At 60.9% G+C, this 23628-nt stretch carries 20 protein-coding genes and 1 pseudogene; 17 read left to right on the forward strand and 4 right to left on the reverse strand.

Going from position 1 to position 23628, the window contains the following annotated elements; translation table 11 throughout:
- Positions 1–121: 121 nt before the first annotated feature.
- Positions 122–412: a DUF3039 domain-containing protein gene (locus Tam10B_RS05270; RefSeq protein ID WP_198947536.1), complete on the reverse strand. Its 291-nt coding sequence runs from the start codon at positions 410–412 to the stop codon at positions 122–124.
- 172 nt (positions 413–584) lie between these two features.
- Between Tam10B_RS05270 and coaD the strand changes: the two genes are divergently transcribed.
- From coaD to ilvN, 7 genes are all read left to right on the forward strand, one after another.
- Complete coding sequence (gene coaD / locus Tam10B_RS05275) at positions 585–1076, forward strand: pantetheine-phosphate adenylyltransferase (RefSeq protein ID WP_093960218.1); 492 nt, start codon at positions 585–587, stop codon at positions 1074–1076.
- Positions 1077–1078: 2 nt separating this feature from the next.
- Positions 1079–2296, forward strand: a complete 1218-nt coding sequence (locus tag Tam10B_RS13225; RefSeq protein ID WP_158214134.1) for a hypothetical protein — start codon at positions 1079–1081, stop codon at positions 2294–2296.
- A 32-nt stretch (positions 2297–2328) separates the two neighbouring features.
- On the forward strand, positions 2329–2931 hold the full coding sequence (locus tag Tam10B_RS05285; RefSeq protein ID WP_093960220.1) for a YceD family protein: 603 nt from the start codon (positions 2329–2331) through the stop codon (positions 2929–2931).
- Between the two features lie 182 nt (positions 2932–3113).
- The gene (gene rpmF / locus Tam10B_RS05290; protein WP_093960221.1) at positions 3114–3308 is read left to right on the forward strand and encodes a 50S ribosomal protein L32; all 195 of its coding nucleotides are present in this window, start codon (positions 3114–3116) and stop codon (positions 3306–3308) included.
- A 120-nt stretch (positions 3309–3428) separates the two neighbouring features.
- Positions 3429–4142 (forward strand): ribonuclease III, encoded by a 714-nt coding sequence (rnc, locus tag Tam10B_RS05295; protein WP_093960222.1) that lies wholly within the window; start codon positions 3429–3431, stop codon positions 4140–4142.
- 233 nt (positions 4143–4375) lie between these two features.
- Positions 4376–6247 carry an acetolactate synthase large subunit gene (locus Tam10B_RS05300; RefSeq protein WP_093960223.1) on the forward strand — a complete coding sequence of 624 codons (1872 nt, stop codon included), beginning with the start codon at positions 4376–4378 and terminating at the stop codon, positions 6245–6247.
- Positions 6248–6270: 23 nt separating this feature from the next.
- A complete protein-coding gene (ilvN, locus tag Tam10B_RS05305) occupies positions 6271–6825 on the forward strand; it encodes an acetolactate synthase small subunit (RefSeq protein ID WP_093960224.1) in 555 nt (184 codons plus the stop codon).
- A gap of 353 nt (positions 6826–7178) precedes the next feature.
- On the opposite strand, the gene Tam10B_RS05310 is transcribed toward ilvN, so the two are convergent.
- The gene (locus Tam10B_RS05310; protein WP_143248544.1) at positions 7179–8834 is read right to left on the reverse strand and encodes a hypothetical protein; all 1656 of its coding nucleotides are present in this window, start codon (positions 8832–8834) and stop codon (positions 7179–7181) included.
- A 171-nt stretch (positions 8835–9005) separates the two neighbouring features.
- On the opposite strand from Tam10B_RS05310, the gene Tam10B_RS05315 reads away from it, so the two are divergent.
- Positions 9006–9542, forward strand: a complete 537-nt coding sequence (locus Tam10B_RS05315; RefSeq protein ID WP_143248545.1) for a hypothetical protein — start codon at positions 9006–9008, stop codon at positions 9540–9542.
- Between the two features lie 435 nt (positions 9543–9977).
- On the opposite strand, the gene Tam10B_RS05320 is transcribed toward Tam10B_RS05315, so the two are convergent.
- Complete coding sequence (locus tag Tam10B_RS05320) at positions 9978–10916, reverse strand: DUF559 domain-containing protein (RefSeq protein ID WP_093960227.1); 939 nt, start codon at positions 10914–10916, stop codon at positions 9978–9980.
- A 255-nt stretch (positions 10917–11171) separates the two neighbouring features.
- Here Tam10B_RS05320 and Tam10B_RS05325 point away from each other — a divergent pair, with 255 nt between their 5' ends.
- The gene (locus Tam10B_RS05325) at positions 11172–11969 is read left to right on the forward strand and encodes an AIM24 family protein (protein ID WP_093960228.1); all 798 of its coding nucleotides are present in this window, start codon (positions 11172–11174) and stop codon (positions 11967–11969) included.
- A 583-nt stretch (positions 11970–12552) separates the two neighbouring features.
- On the opposite strand, the gene cysS is transcribed toward Tam10B_RS05325, so the two are convergent.
- On the reverse strand, positions 12553–14148 hold the full coding sequence (cysS, locus tag Tam10B_RS05330; RefSeq protein WP_093960229.1) for a cysteine--tRNA ligase: 1596 nt from the start codon (positions 14146–14148) through the stop codon (positions 12553–12555).
- A gap of 240 nt (positions 14149–14388) precedes the next feature.
- Here cysS and Tam10B_RS05335 point away from each other — a divergent pair, with 240 nt between their 5' ends.
- From Tam10B_RS05335 to Tam10B_RS05370, 8 genes and pseudogenes are all read left to right on the forward strand, one after another.
- Positions 14389–15111 carry a type 1 glutamine amidotransferase gene (locus tag Tam10B_RS05335; protein ID WP_093960230.1) on the forward strand — a complete coding sequence of 241 codons (723 nt, stop codon included), beginning with the start codon at positions 14389–14391 and terminating at the stop codon, positions 15109–15111.
- Positions 15112–15683: 572 nt separating this feature from the next.
- Positions 15684–16262, forward strand: coding sequence for a hypothetical protein (locus Tam10B_RS05340; protein ID WP_093960231.1), 579 nt, complete (start codon positions 15684–15686; stop codon positions 16260–16262).
- Positions 16263–16445: 183 nt separating this feature from the next.
- Entirely contained in the window at positions 16446–17003 is a 558-nt protein-coding gene (locus tag Tam10B_RS05345) for an arsenate reductase/protein-tyrosine-phosphatase family protein (RefSeq protein ID WP_093960232.1), read from the forward strand.
- 174 nt (positions 17004–17177) lie between these two features.
- Positions 17178–17612, forward strand: a complete 435-nt coding sequence (locus Tam10B_RS05350; RefSeq protein WP_093960233.1) for a hypothetical protein — start codon at positions 17178–17180, stop codon at positions 17610–17612.
- A 138-nt stretch (positions 17613–17750) separates the two neighbouring features.
- Positions 17751–19157: a hypothetical protein gene (locus Tam10B_RS05355; protein WP_143248547.1), complete on the forward strand. Its 1407-nt coding sequence runs from the start codon at positions 17751–17753 to the stop codon at positions 19155–19157.
- A 63-nt stretch (positions 19158–19220) separates the two neighbouring features.
- Positions 19221–20375 (forward strand): ATP-binding protein, encoded by a 1155-nt coding sequence (locus Tam10B_RS05360; RefSeq protein WP_093960235.1) that lies wholly within the window; start codon positions 19221–19223, stop codon positions 20373–20375.
- A gap of 444 nt (positions 20376–20819) precedes the next feature.
- Positions 20820–21842 (forward strand): dTDP-glucose 4,6-dehydratase, encoded by a 1023-nt coding sequence (rfbB, locus tag Tam10B_RS05365; protein WP_093960236.1) that lies wholly within the window; start codon positions 20820–20822, stop codon positions 21840–21842.
- Positions 21843–22213: 371 nt separating this feature from the next.
- Positions 22214–23566: pseudogene (locus Tam10B_RS05370) on the forward strand (sugar nucleotide-binding protein); the annotation flags it as partial.
- Positions 23567–23628 lie beyond the last annotated feature (62 nt).

Here is a 23628-nt window from a genome sequence, read left to right on the forward strand (position 1 = left end):
GGGGAAGCTGTCAGCCGACAGGCTGACTGATGAGGTGACGCGGCACAGTCGCAAAACACAGCCGGCCGCAGGCCGACCGCCCTCAACATCAGTCCGACAGCCCGATCGAATCAGTCCGCCCCTACTTCATCTCGTCGTAGATGCGCTTGCAGTCGGGGCACACCGGGTAGTCGGAGGGGTTGTGCTTGGGAACCCACACCTTGCCGCACAGCGCCACCACCGGGCGTCCGGTGAGCCTCGACTCGGCCATGCGCTCCTTTGATACGTAGTGTGCGAATCGATCGGCGTCGCCGTCGTCGGTGCGCTGGTTTTCGGTCTTGGTTTCAGGGCGTTCCAGTACGGCGGTGCCACTGCCCGTGTCGGGGGTGGACAGAGGGGAAACCGCGTCGTCGAGCAGGATCGACTCGGTCATCGCGTTCGGTTCGGTCATCGCATGCATCATGTCAGTCCCTTTCTCACATCGTCGTTGTCGCCATTCATCTTATTACGTTGCGTGTTCCATGATTTCGTAGCGTTTCCACCGCGTCATGGCGTTGCCATGGCGTTGTCATGGCGTTTCCACCGTGCGCGGTAGTCTGGAATTCATGACGATAGCTGTATGCCCCGGATCCTTTGATCCGGTCACTTCCGGCCACATCGATGTGATCGAGCGATGTGCGCTTCTGTTCGATCAGGTTCATGTCGTCGTGGCCGTGAACGCCGCGAAGAGGCCGATGTTCACCGAAGACGAACGGGTGAGCATGATCCGCGCCGCACTGAGCGAGGACGGCTACCCGAATATCGTGGTGAGCAGCACCGACGGACTGATCACCGACTACTGCGCCAAGGTTGGCGCCAAGGTGATCGTCAAGGGCCTGCGTCAGAACGGCGATTACGAGGCCGAGCTGGGCATGGCGCTGGTGAACAAGCAGCTGGGCGGTGTGGAGACGATGTTCCTGCCGGCGAACCCGTTGAAGGAACATATCTCCAGCTCTATTGTGAAGGACGTGGCCCGCCACGGCGGCGACGTGTCGGAGCTGGTGCCGCGCAGCGTGGCTCCGCGGCTCATCGAGGTGCTGAACAACGGAAAGAGATGACCATGAGCGACAATGACGATTTCGACGACACCGGTGAATCCGAGGTGGCCAATCGCGTAGAGTCGGACACCTCGACGCGTTCCACGGGTCGGCATCCCACCGGCCAGCCCTCCATCTGGTCAAGGGCGTCGGTGGCGCATCAGCCGGTTCGCCAGACCGCCGCGGCACAGACGGTTGAGCCGGCGGCACCGGTTGAGCAGCCGGAACAGCCTGTGCAGACCACGCAGCCGCAATCACAGCCCACGGCCGATCTGGGAGCGGACGCCGACGCCACCGTGATCGACGACTCCACGCAGATGGCGGCGAGTCCGCTGCCCAGTTATACGGAAAGCTACGCCAGCGCCGGATACACGCCGTACGAGCAGACCTCCTACGATCAGCAGCAGTACGATTCGCAGTCCTATGATCCTCAGTACGACCAGCAGACGTCGTACGCCCAGCCGACCTATGGTCAGGGTTACGAACAGGGCTACGCCCAGGATTCCTATGCGTCCCAGACGTCATCGGCGTCCGATGCCTCGTACGCGAACGCCTCGTACTCGGACAACGCATATGCCGACGCCGCTGCGTCCGACGGCACCACCGACTCCCCCGCCGCCGACGAGGTTCCGCTGCCCAAGGACTATCAGTCCATGCTCATGGACGACGATGACGAAGAAGAGTTCAACAGCACCAAGGACCAGTTCACCACGGTGTACGATCTGCTTGATCAGATCGAATCGCTGGTCGAGGAGTCCAAGACCACGTTCTTCTCGTCTCAGGTGCGCGTGGATCGCGACGAACTGGTATCGCTGCTGCGCGAGCTCAAGGCCAAGCTGCCGGTGCAGCTCGAACGCGCGTCGGCACTGATGCGCGAGTCCGAGCGTCGTCTGGAGAACGCACAGTCACAGGCCAGCGCCATCGTGGCGGCCGCCCAGAGTCGTTCCAGCAGCATCATCCGTGATGCGAACGAACGCGCGCAGTTCCTCACGAGTCAGGAGAACGTGACGGCGATGGCCACCGAGAAGGCCCATACCATCCTCAACACCGCCCAGGCCAAGGCCGACAAGCTGGTGCGCGGCGCGGACAACTACTCCACCGCGGTGCTTACCGAGCTGAGCGAACAGCTGGCCAAGGCGTCGCACGGCGTGCAGAGCGGTCTTGACGTACTGGCCGAACGTCAGCGTGAGGCGGCTCAGGATCTCGACCATCTCACCGACGACGACTATCCGCATGCCTAACGGAAATCGACAATCCAACGAAACGAGACATCATGACGAATGACAAGCATCCCGAAACTTCCCCGTGGGCGATTCCGGTGGCGCAGATCTCCAGCCGTCCCGGCCAGAGCAAGGAGGTCGATCAGGACTTCCCTGCCCCCAGTGGCATCGGCGACGAGGTGATCAGTATCGCCGAGGGCGCGCCAGTGCACGTCAGCGGTTCCATCGATTCGATCATCGACGGCCTGATTCTCAACGCGTCCGTGACCGCTCCGGTCACCGGCGAGTGCTCCCGCTGCCTCAAGTCGCTTGACGGCGACCGCACGCTGCAGGTGACCGCGTTCTTCCCGTACGCCCCCGACCATGATTCCCGCCGCAACGACGAGGAGGTGGACATCATCGCCGGCGAGGAGGAGTCGGAGGACACCTATCCGCTGGCCGGCAACAACACGGTGATGGATCTGGAGGCGCTGCTGCGCGACAATCTGGTGGAGTCCCTACCCGTGCAGCCACTGTGCCGCCCGGATTGCCTCGGCCTGTGCCCGCAGTGCGGCGCGGATCTCAACGAGGATCCCGACCATCACCACGAGACGCACGACCTGCGCTGGTCCGCCCTCGAGGACCTCAAGGCCCAACTCGAGCAGAACGAGCAGTAGCCCCTTGGTCTCACCTTCCCCTCGAGGGGAAGGTGGCACGCGAAGCGTGACGGATGAGGTGCTCACCCAACAGGCACACATCACCCTGTGATTCCCGCAAGATGACAAAATCCACGAAGTGCGCTAGAATACCGAAGGCTTAAGCTCAATAACTAGTTATACATCGAAATAGAGGATCCGAAATGGCACTGCCTAAGTACAAGACGTCGCGCGCCAACACGCATTCGCGCCGCGCCAACTGGAAGACTTCCGCCGCTCAGACCGTGGCCTGCCCGAACTGTGGCGAGCCCGCTCTGCCGCACATGGCCTGCCCGAGCTGCGGCCAGTTCCGCGGCCGCGTCTACCGCGACGCCATCAAGTCCGCTTTCAGCAAGTGAGCTGAACCGGCTTCGTAGCGTCTAACGCAACAAGCGATAAAGGACCCTGCCATCGACGGGTGGCAGGGTCCTTTTGCATTTCCTCGGCAATTCCACCCCGCGACTAAGCTGGGATGCATTATGTCTGAGAATCACAATCCCGAAAACGACGCCTCCGCCCGCCTGCTCAAGGCGCTGGGCGCCGAGATCAGCCCCGAGCTGCTGGTCCACGCACTCACCCACCGTTCCTTCGCACACGAGCATGAAGGCATGCCCAACAACGAACGTCTGGAGTTCCTCGGCGACGCCGTGCTGGAACTGGTCACCACCGAGACCCTGTTCTCCAAGCACCCCGACTTCTCCGAAGGCCAGATGGCCAAGATGCGCGCCAAGGCGGTGTCGGAGGAGTCGCTTTCCGCAATCGCCCGCACCAAGCTCAATCTGGGCCAGTACATTCTGCTCGGCCGCGGCGAGGCCGATTCCGGCGGCGCCGACAAGGACTCGATCCTGTGCGACACCGTCGAATCGCTGATCGGCGCCGTGTTCGTGGAGCACGGCATCGAAGGAGCCCGCCCTGTGGTCCACGGCCTGATCGACGAGACGCTCGCCGAGGTGACGCAGGAGGGCCCGGCGCTCGACTGGAAGACGTCGCTCACCGTGAAGGCACACAAGAAGGGTCTGGGCGAACCGCAGTACCGTATGGAGGTCGGCGGCCCCGAATTCCGTCCGGAGTTCACCGCCCACGTGATCCTTCCCGACGGCAGCGAGATCGCCGTGGCCACTGGATCGTCCAAGCGCAAGGCCCAGCTCGCCGCGGCGGAGATCGCCTGGCACGAGCTCGACCATCGTCACTGATCGAATCCACACAAACCCAATCGCGCGGCCCCGCCCATCGTTTTGGCGATACGGTCTCGGCCGCACTACACTGGCCTCAAACGACACCTCGCGTCACGAACGCCCGGTGACCGTTCCCACCCGTCCGCACTTCGGGCACCCCACCATACGGACCGGTGCGGGACGTTTACTCTGTTTCAGTTATACGAATCGAAGCATGCCGGTTGCGGGCATGCAAGGATTGAGAGGAAGACATGGCATTGCCCACACCTCTGCAGGCATTTAGTGCAGTACCCAAAGGCCCTGTCGAGAAGCTGACGGCGGACAAGCACATCGTCAACGGGGAGAAAATGACCGGTGCGCAGGCGGTGATCCGCGCACTGGAGGATCTGGGCGTCGAGGATGTCTTCGGTCTGCCCGGCGGCGCCATCCTGCCCGTATACGACGCGATCAACGACGACACGAAGTTCCGTTTCGTGCTCATGCGTCATGAGCAGGCCGTGGGCCACGCCGCGGAAGGCTACGCGGTTTCCACCGGCAAGGTGGGCGTGTGCATCGTCACGTCCGGCCCCGGCGCCACTAACACCGTCACCGCCATTGCGGACGCGAACATGGATTCCGTGCCGCTGGTGGTCATCACCGGTCAGGTAGGCGTGGGTGCGATCGGCACCGACGCGTTCCAGGAGGCCGACATGGTCGGCATCACCTACCCGGTGGTCAAGCATTCGTATCTGGTCACTCGCGCCGAAGACATTCCGCGCGTGCTGTCCGAAGCGTACTACGTGGCCAACTCCGGCCGCCCCGGCCCGGTGGTCGTGGATCTCACCAAGACCGCGCAGACCGAGACCCTGTACTACACGTGGCCGCAGCGCATGATCCTGCCCGGCTACAATCCCACCACCAAGGCCCATGGCCGCGTGCTGGCGAATGCCGCCAAGCTGTTCGGCCAGTCCTACCGCCCGGTGCTGTACGTGGGCGGCGGCGCGGTGCGTTCCAAGGCCACCGAGCAGGTGCGCAAGCTCGCCGAGATCACCGGCGCGCCGATCGTCACCACGCTTCCGGCCCGCGGTATCGTGCCGGAGTCCGACGACAACGTGCTCGGCATGCTCGGCATGCATGGCACGGTGGCCGCCACCGGCGCGGTGCAGCAGTGCGATCTGCTCGTCGCGATCGGCGCCCGTTTCGACGACCGTGTCACCGGTTCGCTGCCCGACTTCGCTCCGGCCGCGCGCGTGATCCACATTGACATTGATCCGGCGGAGATCGGCAAGAACCGTGCCGTCGACGTGCCGATCGTGGGAGACGTGGCCACGGTGCTCACCGATCTCATCCCCGAGATCGTGCGCGATCAGGCCATCAATGGCAAGCCCGATCTGGATCCGTGGTGGGCCACCATCAACGAGCTGCGCGACAAGTACCCGATGTTCTACGACGAGCCGACCGATGGTTCGCTCGCCCCGCAGTGGGTGGTCCAGCAGCTGAGCGATCAGGCCGATCCCGACACCATCTGGGTGTCCGACGTCGGCCAGCATCAGATGTGGGCGAGCCAGTTCATCGACTTCAAGAACCCGAATTCGTGGATCTCCTCCGGTGGTCTGGGCACCATGGGCTTCGGCCTGCCCGCGGCCATGGGCGCGCGCGTGGGCTTCGACAAGCCCGTGTGGCTCATTGCGGGCGACGGCAGCTTCCAGATGACCAGCGAGGAGCTGGCGGCAGCGTTCATCGACCATCTGCCGGTGAAGATCGCCATCCTCAACAATTCGGTGTACGGCATGGTCCGCCAGTGGCAGACGCTGTTCTACAAGAACCACTATTCGGCGACGAACCTGCTCGACGGCGAGGCCCGTGAAGGCCAGACCGTGGGCGTGGGCCCCGACGACATCGTCGACGTGCCCGACTTCGTCCGTCTGGCCGAGGCGTACGGTTGCGTGGGCATGCGTGCGTTCACCAAGGAGCAGGCCACCGAGGCCATCGCCAAGGCGAACGAGATCAATGATCGTCCGGTGCTCATCGACTTCCGCGTATGGAAGGACGCCATGGTGTGGCCTATGGTCGCGGCCGGCGACTCCAACTCGAACGTGACGTACAAGCCCGGCGTGCAGCCGCTCAAGGGTTCGCAGAACTGAGCAGGGAAGGACAGGTAATCATCATGGCAAACTATCCCGCTTCGCAGCCCACGTCGCAGCGTCATACGCTGTCGGTGCTGGTGGAGAACCGCCCCGGCGTGCTCGCCCGCATCGCCGGTCTGTTCGCCCGCCGTGCGTTCAACATCAACTCGCTGTCCGTGTCCCCCACCGAGCGCCCGGACATCTCCCGCGTCACCGTGACGGCCGACGTGGAGGAGGTGCCGCTCGAGCAGATCATCAAGCAGCTCAACAAGCTGCTTCACGTGCTCAAGATCGTGGAGCTGGATTCGGCCAACACGGTGAACCGCGAGATCGTGCTCGTCAAGGTGGCGGCGGATGCCAAGACCCGTTCCGACGTGCTGGAGATCGTGCAGACGTTCCGCGTGCGTGTGGTCGACATGCATCCCGAGTCGCTGGTCATTGAGGCCACCGGTTCGAGCGAGAAGCTTGATTCGCTGCTCGCGCTGCTCGACGACTATGGCATCATCGAGCTCGTGCGCTCCGGTGCCGTGGCCCTGACCCGTGGTCCCAAGGCCCTGAGCGAGAAGGTTCTCGGCTCCGAGATCAAGGGCCGCTGACCCTTTCGCATAAGAGCCTTTCAACATGAGAAGTCCCCCGACTCCTTCTGGAGTCGGGGGACTTCTCACATATTCGAAGCATTCAGGCCTTTCCTTCCCCTCGAGGAGAGCCAAGCCACAGTTGTTTCTCCTTCCCCTCGAGGGGAAGGTGACACGCAAAGCGTGACGGATGAGGTGATCAGCCAACCGCCTCCGCAACCCCTCCCCTCAGTCCGCCATGCGGCGGCCAGCTCCTCTCCCCAGAAGAGGAGCCACGCTAATTTTTCTCCTTCCCCTCGAGGGGAAGGTGGCACGCGCAGCGTGACGGATGAGGTGCCGCCTGAAAGATCAGACCGCCCCACCCGTCTCGATGCCTACTCCTTGTGCTTGCGCATCATCGAGAACACCGTACCCGCGAGCAGCAGCACCGCAGCAACGCCGGCAAGCCCCGCAACCGCGGTGCCCGTGGTCGCCAACGCCTTGTTCTGCTCCTTCACCGGGGTCTTGCCCTGCGAGGAGGCCAGCCACTGCTGAGCGGTATTGCGCGAATCAAAACCATTCGCGGACGTTCCGGACGGCTGCACGGTGGCGGCGCCGTTGCTGCCGGAACCACCGTTGCTTCCACTTCCGCCGGTCGTGGTGTCGATCTTCGACCAGCGGGCCGTGTACGTGGCGTCCTCATGCACGGGCAGGAAGCGGTTGAACCGCACGCCGGCATCGGTGTACCAGCCGTCGAGACGGTAGCCGTCCGGAGCCTTGGGCGAAGGGATGTCGCTGCTGAGCAGCCAGAGTCCCTTGATCACGCGGCTGCTGCGCTGCTGGTCGTTGCCGTTCGCATCTGTCCACTTGAACGTCACGGTGGCGAAGAGGCCGGTGCTTGGGGTGTCGTCGGTCTGCTCGAGCGTGGCGGTCAGATGCATGCCGAAGCCGGTGGCAGTGCCCTGCGAAAGCGTGGCGTCGTAGGAGTTGCCGTTCTCGTCGGTCCAGCCGGTGATCTTGTAGCCGTACGGCACGATCGCCTCGATCGCCCCCTGCTTGGCGGCGTATGCGTCGGCGAGCGCGGAACCGGTGTTCACACGTTCGAAGACAGACAGCTTGCCGACGGTGAAGACGATCTGGGTTTGCGTGGCCTGCAGGTCGGAGACGGCAAACAGCGTGGTGTCGTGGCTGACCGTGCCGGCGTCGGACAGGTCGGCCTTGTAGGTGTGCAGCAGGGCGTACCAGCCGGTAATGGTCAGGTTCTTGGGCATGCGCGATTGGATCTCATCCTTCTTGGCCGCGTAGGCGTCGGCGAAGCTCGAGCCGCGGTCCACCTTGGCGGTGACGACGGTGCCGAGGCTGCCGGGCAGCACGAAGCGCACCTGCACCTGCTTGGCGGAGGAGTCGGACTGATCGGGAAGCTGCAGTGCGAGGATTGCAGTGAAGGTGACCGTCTTCTGGCCGGTGAGCTGCGCTCCCGCCAGATCGGCCGAGTATTCGATGCCGAGCGACGAGGTCCATCCCACGATCACCTGGCCCTTGGGTACGCCGAGCTGGGAGTCGTCGGGGACGGTCACGTCGAGCGAGTTCGTGTACTTCTTGGTCACGGTGGTGGTGTGGTCGCCCACCTTGAAGGTGATCTTGGTCTGGTATTCGCGGCTTACGCCCGTTCCCGCGGAATCACCGGAGGTGCCGTTGGTGCCGGCGTTGCCGTTCGTTGAAGCGTTGCCGTCGTTGGACGTTCCGTTCTGGTCGGACGAGGTGTTCTGATCGTCTTCGCCGGTGGAGGCATTGCCATTCGCGGTTGCGCCGTTATTCGTGCCGTCGGTGCTGTTCACGCCGGTGCCGGTCGTGGCGGAATCGCCGGCGGTTCCGGAATCCGAGATTCCCGACGCGGTCTGGCCGCTCGTGGCGGAAGCCGACTGGGTGCTCTGTCCCGCTGCTCCCCCGTTCGCACTTGCTGCGAAGGCAGCGCCCGGAGCCATCATCGTCAGTCCCAGCGCTGCGGCGATCGCCATGCCGGCCAGTCTTGCACCCCAGTTTCTTCTCATGTCTCATCGCCTCGATCAGGTCGTCGCTTCTTCCTACTGTTCATCATTATCACCCGCGCGCAGACACGCCTACGGGCCCGTTTACTATGGGATGACGAAGTTTCAACACAATGCGCCGGACTGACGTTTCAGGAAGTTAGGATGGTGAATCACCTGATCGGAGGAGCGAGCATGGTGGATGCAGAGGATCGGCTGGATTCAACCCCGGAATTGCCGTCTGAATCGTCTGAATCGCTCCGCCCCGCTCGTAATGGTCACGGCAGGCATGCCGGAATTGCGCATGGTATTCAGTCCCGGCGGGATCCCGCTGCCGGCTCCGTTACGGAGAAGAGCGAGCACGTCACAGCTGCCGGCAACCTCGACGACGCGGACAATGCCGGCAACACCGACGAGGAGATGCCCGTGAATCCCGCCGGCGAAGAAGCCGACGACATTGATGATCCGGATGCCGACGCCGAGTCCACCAGTTCCAAGGCGGTGTACCAGCTGAGCGTGGTGTCGACACTGTTGGGCATCGGGGCCGTGGTGGCATGTTTCGTACCTAAAGTGCCTCTGACCTATGCCTTGTTCGCCGCGATCGGCGGCGCAGTGCTCGGTCTGATCGACTGTCTTTCAGCCACCGTGCTCCATGAGCCGAAGGTCCGTCTCATCGCTGCCGGCAGCACCCTCATCTGCGCCCTGGCCATCGCCGTGGTGCTGGTGCTCTGATTCCGTACCGTCCCGACAGCATTGTGCGGCCAGCGGGCCCGGAAATGGTCGTCATTCCCTCTTGAATAGGTTTAAGCCAAGCTATTGCCTGATTTAGAGGTCCTTGAGAGACCATGCGAGGAGCTATCCATCGATTTGGAGGTCCTTTATCCAGTAACAACACACGAACGCTCGGCAAAAACAAGCATCTTTCATCACGAAGCTATGCAGAATATGCTCAAAGTATTGGTGCCAACAAACATTCCAATTTGTCTAAGAACCTCCAAAACAAAGGTTAGATCCCGGAGAAATGACCCATGAACTACACAACACGGAGATAGATTGTTTTTCTCCGTGCCCCCGGAAACCGCAGATATGACGTACAGACCCCGCCGGCACCTCCATCGTCGCAGCTCCAACACCATGGCCCATTCCCATTCGCACCAGAACGGCATCCTATCCAGGTTCACCGGACATCCGCTGTCCGGCGGACTCCTCCTCCATGATCCGGTCATACCCGGCCAGATCGCTTTCGCCATCGGCCTCCGGCAAGGATGGAACCCGACATTGCAACGTCTTGTACCTCCAACGACGCCCGTCGCTCAATTGCTCCAACGACTGGCGATCCGTGAGAGGGCACGGTTTCTCCGTCACCTGTTCGATGGCATCAGCAACGCGTCTGGCCGCACTCTCCTCCGCCGATTCCGAAGCAAGATCCTCGACGAATATCGTGATGATTCTCCAGCCTTGGCGTTCAAGTTTCTCGCGCCGCCTGTTATCGTCCTTCCACTGCATCGCATGGTGGCCGCCATCATATTCGATGCCGATCTTCCATTCGGGATACGCCATGTCCAGCAGCATCTTCCGGGACTCCGCCAGCACCGGGTAGTTCACGCTCGGGCATGGCAATCCGTACCGCATGAGCGCCAAGCGTCCCTTCGTCTCCCATGACGAATCCGTACGCTCTCGAGCCAGCCGCAGCGCTCGAACGCACTTATGCCGTCCCTGAAACGATCCCGCCCGATCAAGCTCCCGCCGGACCTCCTCCAGGGTCGTTCTCCGCATGCGCCCATCGCGCCGGGTCATATTATCCAAGAGAATCACCAACCCCTCGATCGAGAGGAAACGCGCGTAATGCATCCACACATCGATGACGGCAACGCATCGGAACCTTCGTGCCACCATGACCGTGGCGAACGGCCGCCGGTAACGGTGAAACACCACACCTGAAAGTCGACGCCGATCCGCAACATCGCGAACAGCCACATGGCAATGCGCCTTGTTGAGCGTTGCCTCCGGGGGAAGTTCCACTGACTGGAGTTCCAAGGACGTGCAAAGGTCGTATACGGGGATCGTTCTTCTCAGGCGATGCTGCAGGGCGTCGCAGACCGCCATGCGCTCATACCTGATTGAAGTGAGTCTGCCCAGTGATAATGATTTATTTTGTGTCATGTCCCGACCGTATCCCGCGCAGCCATCTCATGGGAACCCCAGCGGCCAATGTGGTCGAATGTGAGTTTGGGCTTAAATGGCAACGATTCTAGGCACTGACCGCCTTCCGGTCGTATTCTGGTTTCAGGTCGGGCAACCGCCGACCGGACGCGGATCCGGCGCGAAGGCGCACAGACCCGATACGAGCCAAGGAGCCTTATGAAGATCTACAACTTCCTGGATAACGACGACGTGCAGGTGGTGGCCCGCCAGGGCGTGTTCCAGGTGATTGAATGGAAGCGTGATCTCTCGGTGAGCTACGGCGGTGCGACCGCCGCGTACTTCGCCTCCGAGATGAACGTGCGCCGCCGGCAGGTGGTGTGCACGCTCGACGGCCGCATGGGCGTGACGCTGCAGGCGGGGGCCATGCAGTGGACCGTCGGCCATATCGAATCCACCACCGGCGTGAAGGGAGTGGGCGATCTCATCGGCAAGATGGCTCGCGGCGCGGTGACCAAGGAGTCGGCGATCAAGCCCGAATACGTGGGCGCTGGCGTGGTGGTGCTCGAGCCGACGTACCGGCATATTCTGCTGCTCGATCCCATGCATCTGGGTGGATCCATGACGGTGAACGACGGTCTGTTCTACGCGTGCGAGTCATCGATCCAGCAGAAGGCCGTGATGGTGTCGCGCCCGAGCGCCATGGTGGCCGGCGGCGAAGGCCTGTTCAATCTCGCTCTGAGCGGTCAGGGCGCGGTGGCGTTGGAATCCCCGGTCCCGGCGAGCGAACTGGTGACCATCGATCTGGAGAACGAGGAGCTGAAGGTGGATGGCAACTTCGCCATCGCCTGGACCAGCAGCCTGCAGTTCACCGTGGAGCGCAGCGGCAAGACGCTGATCGGTTCCGCGGTCAATGGCGAGGGACTGGTGAACGTGTATCGCGGCTCCGGCCGTGTGTTGCTCGCTCCGGTGGCTGCCTCCACGTTCAACATCAACGCCGGTACCGGTTCGGTGTGACGGTGTAGCCGTTCCCGCCCATCACATCCGATCCCGTTACGAGACGTGTGTGGAGGTGGCCCCGCATTGAGCCGCCTCCACACGGACCCAGCAAAGAAAAAAAAAGACCTATCTCCGAGTCGTGATGTTGATTCGCCGCATCGCAACCATCTACCCCCAATTTTGGAGGTCCTTGGAATACGAACACCACATTCTCTCAACGCCACAGCCTCTATGCGGCCAGTCAGAAATCATAGATCTCCGCGAAAAACTATCGGCTACACGCTTTTCAGAGCGTTTCCCGGCATCGGGAGCCGATGTCTCCTACCTGGCGAAGGACCTCCATAACGGAGATTAGGTCCTCGCAACCCTTCCTGAGGACCTCCAAATCCACATATAGATGCCAAGATGCCAACAGGGAACCCAACTTTCGGCAAACCCTCCGCAACGCGAAGCGCCCTGCGCCCAAAGGAATTCCACTCTCCGAGCGCCGGGCCTATCCAGAACGTCCAATCCAAAAGGCCGCGAAGCCTCACACGGAAGGCTTCGCGGCCTTGCTACCGGGATATCGCGACAGCCTTCTCTCGAGGCTCTCGCGTATCGCCTACTTCAGCGACCAGGTGGAGCCAGTCGGGGAATCCTCGATCACCACGCCGGCCTCGGCGAGCGTGTCGCGGATGGCGTCGGCGCGAGCGTAGTCCTTGGCCTTGCGGGCTTCGGCACGGGCCTGCAGCTGTTCGGAGATCAGGGCGTCGAGTACCTCATGCTCCTTGCCGTCGCCACCGTCACCGCCGGCGGCCCACTCCGAAGCGAGCGGGTCGAGTCCCAGGGTGTCGAGCATGGCGCGCACCGACACCAGCACGCCACGCACCTCAGCACGGGCTGCCGCGCTGTCGGCGGCGTCCTCGAGCTTGGACAGCAGCGTGTTGCCGGCGCGCACAGCGCTGAAGATGGCGCCCACGCCTCCGGCGACGTTGATGTCGTCGTTCATGGCGTTCGCGAAGTCCTCGGGCAGGTCGCCCGCACCCACGGACTGGATCTCGTCGCGGGACGGCTGCTCGCCGATGGCGGCGCCCGCGCGCTCGATGAAGTTGGAGACGCGGTCGTACGCGGCCTGGGCCTCGTTGAGCGTCTGGTCGCCCCATTCGAGCATGGAGCGGTACTGCACGGAGGCGAGCGCGTAGCGCACCACCCAAGCGCTATGCTCGGCGAGCACGCTCGGTACGGACAGGCCGTTGCCGAGGGACTTGCTCATCTTCTCGCCCTTCTGGGTGACCCATGCGGAATGCATCCAGTGGTGCGCGAATCCCCAGCCGGCGGCGCGGGACTGCGCGGTTTCGTTCTCGTGGTGCGGGAAGCGCAGGTCGAGTCCGCCGCCGTGGATGTCGAAGTCGTCGCCGAGGTAGCGGTGGCTCATGGCGGAGCATTCGATGTGCCAGCCGGGGCGTCCCACTCCGAAGGGCGTCTTCCAGCGAGCGTCTTCGGGGTCGGTGTCCTTGGGGGCCTTCCACAGGGCGAAGTCGCGCGGATCGTGCTTGTCGGGCGAGGCGTCGGCCGCGTCCACGGGGTTGTACTTGTCCTCGCCGGCGGCGTCCACGCTCGGGCCCATGCGGTCGGCCACGGCGGCGGCCTCGTCGGCGGCCGGCTTGGTGCCGGACTCCTGGTGGGTCAGCTCGCCGTAGCGCGGCCAGCTGGCCACGTCGAAGTACACGTTGCCGGTGGGCTTGCCGTCGGCGTCGAGCACCACGTAGCCGTGCCCGTTGTCGATGATGCGCTGGATCAGGTCGACCATGTCCTGGATGTGTCCGGTCGCGCGCGGCTCGTAGGTGGGCGGCAGCACGCCGAGCGTATCGTACGCCTCGGTGAATTCGCGCTCGTAGATGTAGGCACGCTCCCACCAGCGCTGTCCGGCCGCGCGAGCCTTGTCGAGGATCTTGTCGTCGATGTCGGTCACGTTGCGCACGAAGGTGACCTTGTATCCGAGGCGCAGCAGCCAGCGGCGCACCACGTCGAACGCCACGGCGGCACGGATGTGGCCCACGTGCGGCGAGCTCTGCACGGTGGCGCCGCACACGTAGATTCCGACTTCCCCGGGTCGGATGGATTCAAACGGTGCGATGCTGTGCGTGGCGGTGTCGTACAGGCGCAGGCCCTTGGCCACGGAATCGTTGAAATCAAGCGGTTTTGGAGTACTTGTCATATTCCCGAGGGTATTCGCGATTGGAGACATCCACAAGGCCTTGTCCATAACGCCGGCGTGCGTGCCAACATGTGCTCCGGCATGCGTTCCGGTACGGCCCCGGCCTGCGCGTCAACGTGCACGACAACACGACCCGACGTACGCAACCGACGTGGCCCAGCCACATCGACCGACACGGCCCGTCCGCCACATGACCGGCCCAATTCGGCAAGTTACAGACAAAGTGTAAGAATAGTGAATATGTCGAAGCCGCAGGTATTGATTTTTCAGCATGTCGACTGGGAGAAGCCAGGTCGAATCCTCGATAATCTCGATGAGCTGGGAGTACAGTCCCAGATTCTGAACATCGCCAAGAAGAAGAAGCCCGATCTGCCCGACTTCAATGAGGTCGCCGGCGTGGTGATCATGGGCGGCCCGATGGGCGCCACGGATTACGACAAGTATCCGGGTCTCAAGGCGGAGGGCAAGCTCGCCAAGGCGGCGATCGCCGTGGGCAAGCCGGTGCTGGGCGTGTGCCTGGGCCATCAGATCATCGCCACGGCGCTGGGCGCCAAGCTCAAGCCCGGCAAGGCCCCGGAGATCGGTTTCGCACCGATCACCCGCATCGACCGCCACGATTACTTCTCGATGTGGTCGAAGGAGCTCACGGTGCTGCACTGGCACAACGACGTGGTGTCGCTGCCCGAGGGCGCGCAGCTGCTGGCCCGTTCGCCGCTGACCAAGAATCAGGCGTACCGCGTGGGCAGCGCGCTGGGCATGCAGTTCCACTTGGAGGTGGGTTCGGCCCTGTTCGAGGAGTGGCTGAGCACCCCCGAGATGACCAAGGATCTGAAGAAGTCCGAGATCTCGAAGATGCGCGACGATTTCGCCGAGTACAACCCCCGTCTGCACCCGATGGCCGAGTCGGTGTTCTCCGGCTTCGCCGCCCGCTGCGCCACCTACGCCAAGACCTTGGAGCGGTAAGCGATCGGCAGATCAACCGACGAAGCGACAATCAGACGACCCGTGGAAACCCCAGTCGCCTCCATCAGTTCGATCACAACAGACGAACAGTCGATCACACCCCCTATCGCTTCCCGCAATCCCTTGCCGAATATCTGACGACCATTAGGGGATCCCGACCGCGCACCTGCGCCACGGACGGGATCCCCTGACGTCTGCAACGCCAGTGATCCAAATTGATCTAGCGCTGTCACACTCCGCTGTATCCCGGGCGCATATCCGCCCAGATCAGGCATCCAAGTGAGCCAATCACCCCCAACAGCCTCCCACATAACAGTCCACATGACGGTCGCATGGCGAATTACGGCAACAGTTCATCAACTATTTACGAGGGGCTACAATCCTTGCAATCCCTTGCATTCTCAAGCCTCCATCAACGTCATATAGCCCCCGTATATACCAATTTCCCTTGAAGCCGTCACAACGGGGGTATATACTCACGTTCTGTACACAGACAATAACCGTGTCGCCCCAATATGGCGCATGCAGCATGCACACAACGCACGCCGGGACGGCAAGAAGAAGGGTTTATCATGACTTCGATCAAGACTCGTGTGGCCGCTGCGTTTGCCGCCGTCGTGGCAGTGTTCGCCGCGTTCGTGCTGGCTCCGGCCGCCTCCGCCGCTGACTACGGCACCGTCGCTCCGTCCGTTTCCGGCAACACCGTCACCGTGACCGTCACCGTGACCGATGACCTGTACAACCAGGGCTACACTCAGGCGTACGTGACCGCCGATGACACGCTCGTTGAGAACATCGTTCAGGTCGCCAACAAGACCTGGGGTCCGTTCGCCCTGTCCGCTACCTCCCCGCACACCGCCACGCTGAAGTACATCTTTAAGTCCGGCGTGACCTCCACCACGTTCAGCGCCTACGCCGAGAACCCGTCCACCGGTGCCACTCAGTCCATCGGTTCCGCCACTGTGAAGGCTCCGGCCACCGGCGAAGGCTCTTCCTCGACGAGCTCCTCCACCACCGCCGGCACCACCTCCTCCGACTCCAACAAGCTGGCCAAGACCGGCACCGTGCTGCTGCCGTACCTGACCGCTGTGGCCGTCCTGGCCGTGGCCGGTGGCGCCGTGTTCGCTGTGCGTCGCTCCATGAACCGCTGAGCCACACACAGCACGAACCGCTAAGGTTTCACCCTTGAGGGGACGCGGGCTTTAAGCCCCGTCCCCTTTTTTCATGCTCTTTTGGCGCGCAACGCGACACCCTCCAATAACCCCCAATCGTCTACCCCCGATGCGTAGAATGCCCAACGCCAAGCCGTATTGGAAATCCTATAGGGGGCATTCATGTTCATCGTCACGTTCTGCACTGGCAATATCTGCCGTTCTCCCATGGCGGAGTATCTGATGAGGCATGAGCTGCATCGACGCGGCATCAGCGACGATACGATTCGTCTAGCCAGCGCCGGCACGCTGCGCCTGGATTCCCGCCCGATCGACCCGCAGTGCCGTGCGCTCCTTGCCAAGGACGGCATTGACGCCTCCACACACCGTTCCACTCCCCTGACGCCCGACATCGCCGAGCAGGCCGATCTGTTCCTATGCTTTGAGGAACGTCATATCGAACGCCTGACGATGGATGCGCCGGCCGCGTCACGCAAAACGTTTTTGATCACCGATTTCGCGAATATCTGCGATATGCTGCGCGAACGCGGCGATCTTCCAAAGGCCACGCCGGAGGAAAGCCTGTCCACGATCCGCATGAATGCACCCCTGCTGCGCCCGATGCTGCCCGAGCCCGAGGAGATCGACGACCCATACCAGTTGGATCCCGAGGACTATGAACGCGCACATACGATGATCAAGCAGTCGGTCAATTCGATCGTCTCCGCTTTGGCGGCGTAATTTTTCGACACTCACTTTCACAAAAATACCCCCGATATTTGCGCCGTATAACGCCCGATAGTCAAAGCGAAAAGTCATAACAAAATGGATTCCGAAAAATATAACGAAATACAGCGCCATTCCCATATACTGATAAAGGAATTGCATGATATTTCGATTAATAAGGAGTCGATTATGGCATCGCTGCTGCAGGGTTTTGAGGAGGTTCGTCTGGTCAAGCCGGTCGGCAAGATCGTAATGACCGTGACGGATAACGCCGTGAAGTTCAACAAGGCCACCGCCATCGTGCTCGGCCACCCGGCGTACGTGAAGGTGCTCGTCAACGAGAAGACCAAGCAGATCGCCGTCACCCCCACCACCGCCAAGGCGGACAACGGCATCAAGTTCAGCAAGGGCGAGGGCAAGCAGGCCGCGTCGATCAGCGTGAAGGACGCCGCTGTGCTGGAGGCTGTGAAGCAGTTCTTCGACATCGCCGAGGCTCCGGAGGGCCAGGTCGCCTACCAGTCCGTGCCGGGCGAGTCCCATCCGAACGACAAGGTCGTGATCTTCGACGCCGCCAAGGCCACCGCCGGCGTGATGAAGCGCCGCGGCCGCAAGAAGGCCGCCTGATTTAGGGCACCACCCCCAACCCCCGTAGACCGCACCCTTCGCTATACTCGCAGTATCAAATTGCAGCAATAGCAGGCAATGCGCATACGGGGGCTTTATTTTTTCATGCCATCTCAATTACAATCCGGCACGGATACTATGCCGTTCGGTATCCGCATTCAAAGCAGGTCGGATTATCTGTTTTATCTCGCTCTTGCCCTGCTGCCCGTGGATGGTACGGTAATCGGCATCTATATGCCGTTCTGGACACCGATCAGCCCATGGCTGTTCCTGCTTTATGCGGCAGCGAATTGGCGAACCATAGCAAAACTCATCAGGTCTGATTTGCGCCATAACGGCAGTGCATTCCCTACGCCGTTTATTCTTCTCCCGCTCGTCCTGATCGCATTGTCCGCATTCGGATGGCTGACCACGGCATTTCATCCCGTACAGGCGCTGAATTCCCTGCTCGCCACCGCTAGCGTCGCAGCCTGCTTCGTTTCCCTGTATATCGCCATCCAAGAAAAGCACCTCCCCTGGCGACCGATGGTCAACATTCTGCTCGCCGTATACTGGCTTGCCTTTGCCGTGGGTGTGCTGCAGCGTGTGGCGGTATCGCTTGACATCACCTGCATCCGCGATTATTTCGCGCATCTGATGAGCCGCGAATATATCACCGCTGAATCGAAATGGGGCGGCAGCCGCCCACAGTTCCTGTTCGCCGAGCCGAGCTACATCGGCATGCACCTGTTCGGCGTACTGCTGCCGTTGCATTGGATGCTACGGAGCAAGGCGCCGGACCTTGCCTATAACCTCGCCGCGCTGATCATCACGTTCGCGACGGGCGCCGTGCTCATGGGAGCGGGAACCCGCATTATTCTGGACTCTCTGGTGGCGCTGACTGCGGTCATCGTCGTAGCTACCGCATGGAGACAGCGGGAGTCCCGGCACCGCGGCCTGCTGCAGCTGATCGGCGTGGTGGTGCTGAGTGTGATCGCCTTTGCCGTCAATTCTCGTCTGTCATCGATCGCCGAGAACGGCGCGGAGGGCGACGGCTCGTTCTTCGCTCGCGTCTGGCAATCGCTGGGGGTGCTATGCGGCCTAGCGAAGCATCCCATGCATCTGCTGTTCGGGTTCGGTGCCGGCAACCTGTCCGACGCCACGCATCTTGGATCCGGAACCGCGGTGCATGCATTGCAATTATTGGGGTTCAGCGCAAACAATGTTTTCAAGGCTGAGCAATGGTATGCCAACGTTACGCCCAATAACATGTTCACGATGAGCGCCTACACCAGTTTCCTCGGCGAATTCGGACTGATCGGCCTTGCCGTGCTCATATCGCTGGTCATCAGTCAGGTCACCGACGCTCACGCCTGGAGCAAGACCACGATCTGCTGGCTTCTCCTCGTCGCCTACCTTTACACCCAGTTCGAGGGATACGCCTTCTACGCCCTGCCGCTGTTCGTATGGAGAACCTGCATACAGGCCGGCAACAGCACCCACATCGTCACCAGAGCCAACGATCGAGGCCGCTCCACCATCCCGGAATCGGTGGAAGCACAGTAGACTGTTAGATAGTTTTAGATTCTTTTAGAAACTTTTAGATTCTTTTAGATTGTGGAGGCCGCTATGCCGAAGACTAGGATCGTCAATCCTTTCAAGCCAAGCGCCGGTCACCTTCCCCCCGTTCTGATCGGACGCGACATCATTCTTGACGATTTTCAGGAAGGACTCGATAACGGTTCTGGCGCTCCGGGACGTCTCATGCGCATTACTGGAGCCAGGGGAACAGGGAAAACCGTCATGCTCGCGGAGTTCCGCCGTATGGCCGAACAGCAGGGCTGGCAAACCATTAGCGAAACCGCCTCTGCCGGCATGACTCAGCGTTTGCTTGAAAAGCTGCAGCCTAAGAAGGGAAACCTCAGCTTCTCCTTTGAGCCATCCATTAGCATAATGAGCATGGGCGGCAGTCTGGGAGGCGTGCATTACGAAAAATCACGTATGCCACTGACTTTGCGAGATGCCATGAGCGAACGCCTGGATGCGTTGGAAAAGCATGACGCCGGATTGCTGGTGACCATTGATGAAGCTCAAGCTGCGGACCGAGACGATATGGTCGCTATTGCCACGACCGTACAACATTTGACCAGCGAAGACCGCAACATCGCTTTCGTATTCGCCGGTCTTCCTTCGATGACCTCAAAATGGCTGAATGACGATGTGATGACCTTTTTGCGCCGAGCTCAGCCGGAACGGCTGGGAGACGTTCCTCTGGTGGAAGTATCACAGGCATTCACGGATACTTTCGCCGGCACCGGAATGGTTCTTGAAGGCACACCTCTGGATCTTGCCACCCAAGCAACGGCAGGGTATCCGTTCATGATTCAGCTGGTCGGCTACCACATTTGGAGAGTGGCCAAGCGGCACCATCCGCAGGATATTTCCATTACCGTAACGGTCGAGGACGCCGAAGCCGGAGTGAGAGACGCACTCAGCAGACTGGGAGATACCGTGCATGGACCGGAATTGGACGGGCTCTCCCCTATTGATAAGACATATCTGCTGGCGATGGCTCAGGATGATGGACCGTCCTCAACCTCGACGATCGCCGAGCGTATGGGAAAGGATGCACGATACGCCAGCATGTACCGCATGCGGCTCATCGAAGCGCAAGTGATTGAAGAGCGCGGCTACGGAAAGGTTGATTTCGCCATTCCGTATCTTCGTGAGTATCTACGAGAGCATGCCGCGTATATTCGTATGACCAGCGGCATCGCGGATTAGGTGTGGCAGGATCTAGCACCTATCTCCGCTTCCCGAGGTTCTTTTTAACCGTTGCAAACACCTAACCCTCGATTAGTAGGTCCTTCGCAAAGTAAACCACTGGCCGTAGACCGCAATTATCAGCAGTTTACAACCAATAACAGCGAAAAATAGCGAAGAAAAGCCAAAGATTGCGCGTCGTCTACTTTGCAAAGGACCTACTAAACGGCAGATAGCTCTCTGCAGACCCTCCAATCAACCTAGGGAACGGCAAATAGCTTCTCGAATCGCTCGCCACAACCCTTCTACGACCCATAACATACCCGATCTGCGCATTGTTCCGCCTCCCCTGTCACAGCCCTCCCCGATTTCCATCCTCAACAACCCCACGCTCAATCATCCAGCCACAAAAACTCGCGAAAAGAGGGTGATTCATATGGGGTCACCCCTCGGTACGATGGGGGTATGTCTGAAGAGCTTTTCTCCCCGAAGAACATCATCGTGACCGGCGGCTGCGGTTTCATCGGCTCGAACTTCGTGCATTACGTGTACAACAACCATCCCGACGTGCACATCACTGTGCTGGACGCCCTGACCTATGCGGGAAATCTCGAGAACATCCGCTCGATTCTGGGCGATCGCGTAGAGTTCGTGCATGGCAACATCTGCGATGCGGAGCTGCTGGACCGTCTCGTTCCCGGCCATGACGCCATCGTGCATTACGCTGCAGAGTCGCACAACGACAACAGCATCGCGAACCCGGAACCGTTCCTGAAGACCAATGTGGAAGGCACGTTCCGTCTGCTCGAGGCGGCACGCAAGTACGACGTGCGCTATCACCATGTGAGCACGGACGAGGTGTACGGCGATCTGGCTCTGGACGATCCGGCCCGTTTCACTGAGGAGACCCCCTATCATCCCTCCTCGCCGTACAGCTCCACGAAGGCAAGTTCGGATCTGCTGGTGCGCGCCTGGCATCGTACGTTCGGTGTGCGCATGACGATCTCGAACTGCTCGAACAACTATGGTCCGTTCCAGCATGTGGAGAAGTTCATTCCCCGTCAGATCACAAATATTCTCGAAGGTATCCGCCCGAAGCTGTATGGCGACGGTCTGAACGTGCGCGACTGGATTCACACCGAGGACCACAGCTCGGCCGTGTGGACGATTCTGACCAAGGGCCGTCTGGGCGAGACGTATCTGATCGGCGCCGACGGCGAGCGCAACAACATCACCGTGCTGCGTGACATTCTCGAAGTCATGGGCAAGTCGGCCGACGATTTTGATTGGGTTCGTGACCGTCCGGGTCACGATCGCCGTTACGCGATCGATTCGACGAAGCTGCGCACTGAGCTGGGTTGGATGCCAACGCATACCGATTTCCAGAAGGGTCTGGAGAAGACCATCGCCTGGTACACAGATAACCGCGATTGGTGGGAGCCGGTGAAGGCCGCCACCGAGGCGAAGTACAAGCAGCAGGGTCAGTGATTTCTTAAACAAAATGGCCGCCCCATATAGGGGCGGCCCTGAATGCAGCACTAAGTGTAGCAGCCAAACTGCCGGGTTCCGAAGGAGATGACGTCCGGGAGCGACTTTGCCGTGAATTAGCAAACAGGCTGAGAAGCATTCGCAACATCCGGAACAGGGCGAGCCACGAAGACAATCTTCTTCGCGTCAATTTCCCTCAATTACGGCGCAACATGTTCTTCGTATTGGGATCTCTGGGACGCGAATGTATCGGGTTGGCCTTTCCTGACAGAGCACAAGAGCTTAAGGCAATGAGCGCGGAACGCGTTCTCAAAAATCTAGTCCAACAACAAATACGATATCGAAGATCAATCGACGGAAAGGAATGAAATATGGCACTTGAGTTTGAGAAGGAATTGAAGGTCACGGAGACGAATATTCCGGGACTGCTGGTGTTCGATCTGCCGGTGCACGGCGATTCGCGTGGCTGGTTCAAGGAGAACTGGCAGCGCGCGAAGATGACTGCGCTGGGTTTACCGGATTTCGGCCCGGTACAGAACAACATCAGTTTCAATGCAAAGAAGGGCGTGACTCGCGGCATTCATGCCGAGCCGTGGGACAAGTTCATTTCGATCGCGACCGGCGAGATTTTCGGCGCATGGGTGGATCTGCGTCCGGGCGAGAGCTTCGGTCAGGTGTATACGACGCGTCTCGACCCGTCGAGGGCGATCTATGTTCCGCGCGGCGTGGGCAACAGCTTCCAGGCGCTCGAGGATGGCACGGCGTACACGTATCTGGTGAATGCGCACTGGTCGCTCGAGCAGAAGAAGACGTATACGTTCGTCAATCTCGCCGACCCGGAGTTGAACATTCAGTGGCCGATTCCGCTGGAGGAGTCGGAGCGTTCCGAGGCCGATCTGCATCATCCGATGCTCAAGGATGCCAAGCCGATGGCGCCGCGTCGCACGCTGGTGACGGGTGCGAACGGCCAGCTGGGTCATGCGATTCGCGCATACGTTGAGAAGCATGATCTGCAGGGCTTTGAGTTCACGGACATCGACGAGTTCGACTTCTCCGATCCGAAGGCGTACGAGAAGTACGACTGGAGCCTGTACGGCACGATCATCAACGCGGGCGCGTACACGGCTGTGGATAAGGCCGAGACTGCGGAGGGCCGTCCGATCGCATGGAAGGCGAATGCCCAGGGGCCGGCTCTGCTTGCCAAGATCGCCAAGGATTATCGTCTCACGCTGGTGCATGTGAGTTCGGACTATGTGTTTGACGGCACCGTTGAAGAGCATACAGAGAATGAGTCGTTCGCTCCGCTCGGCGTGTATGGACAGACCAAAGCCGCGGGTGACATCGCCGTGGCGAATGCCCCCAAGCATTACATTCTGCGCTCCTCGTGGGTGATCGGCGAAGGCCACAACTTCGTGAAGACCATGATGATGCTCTCGAACCGTGTTGCGGATCCGGCCGATCAGCTCAATCGGGTGACGGTGGTGAATGACCAGTTCGGTCGTCTTACGTTTACGACCGACATGGCCGAAGCGATTTTCCACCTGCTCGATTCCCACGCGCCGTACGGCACGTACAACCTCACCGGTTCCGGTGCAGTCAAGTCCTGGGCAGAGATCGCGGCAACCGTATTCGAGCAGACCAACGGCAATGGCGACAAGGTCAAGCCCATCAGCACCGATGAGTATTTCGCCAATGCCAAGAGCCCGGTCAGCCCGCGACCGACCNACCCTCACCCAGCAGTACGTGAAGAACATCCTCATCGATCAGGCTCTTGAGGACGACGATC

This window comes from Bifidobacterium vansinderenii, from assembly GCF_002234915.1.
GTDB lineage: Bacteria > Actinomycetota > Actinomycetes > Actinomycetales > Bifidobacteriaceae > Galliscardovia > Galliscardovia vansinderenii.